Annotated in this window: 1 protein-coding gene; it reads right to left on the bottom strand. The window is 45.3% G+C overall.

All coding sequences use genetic code 11. The features are described from left to right. Positions 1 to 750 (bottom strand): condensation domain-containing protein (locus C900_RS27650; RefSeq protein ID WP_040497713.1); only part of this gene is annotated, 750 nt, incomplete at both ends.

The following is a 750-nucleotide window of genomic DNA, read 5'->3' as shown; positions in this document are numbered from 1 at the left end:
CATGTGAACTACCCGCTGTTCCGGAAGGTCGGTACCTAGGGGCAGATAGGCTGCGCCTGTTTTCATGATAGCCAGCATACCTACCATCATCTCAATAGAACGATCTACCATCAGCCCCACAACCATACCAGGGCAACAGCCCTTTTCTAAAAGAGAGCGGGACAACTGATTGCTTCGGGCATCCAAGGCCTCATAGCTCAACTCCTGATCTTCGTATATCAGGGCAGTGTTAGCCGGTGTTTTTTGTACCTGCTCTTCAAAAAGCGCTATGAGCGTCTGCTCCCTCGGATAATCTACTGATGTGTCGTTAAACGTTTGAAGTAACTGTTCACGCTCTTCAAAGGATAAAATATCAATCTCTGACAGCTTCTTATCAAAATCAGTAGTTACTGCTTCTACTATCCGTTCAAAATAGGCAATGAACCTGTCTATCGTTGCCTCACTGAACAGTTCCGTAGAATACCCAATACTGACATATAAACCTTCCTCTATTTCTCCTGCTGTAAGACTGAGGTCAAACTTTGTAATATTGCGGTTAAAGTCATAGCCCTCCAGTGTTAAGCCCGGGATCACCAGTTCCTCCCGATCGATGTTGATATAGGAAAACATCACATCGAACAAAGGATTGCGGCTGGTATCTCTCGGCAGGCTCAGCTCCTCTATCAGCTCTTCATACTGGTAAGCCTGGTTCTCAAAACAACTCAATGTCTTCTCCTTCACCTCTGACAGAAACTCTCTGAAGGTTTTATT

Origin of the sequence: Fulvivirga imtechensis AK7, from assembly GCF_000331535.1 — a bacterium.
Lineage (GTDB): Bacteria > Bacteroidota > Bacteroidia > Cytophagales > Cyclobacteriaceae > Fulvivirga > Fulvivirga imtechensis.
The sequence above is the reverse complement of the archived record's forward strand: the minus strand, read 5'-3'. Positions and strand labels throughout refer to the sequence as shown.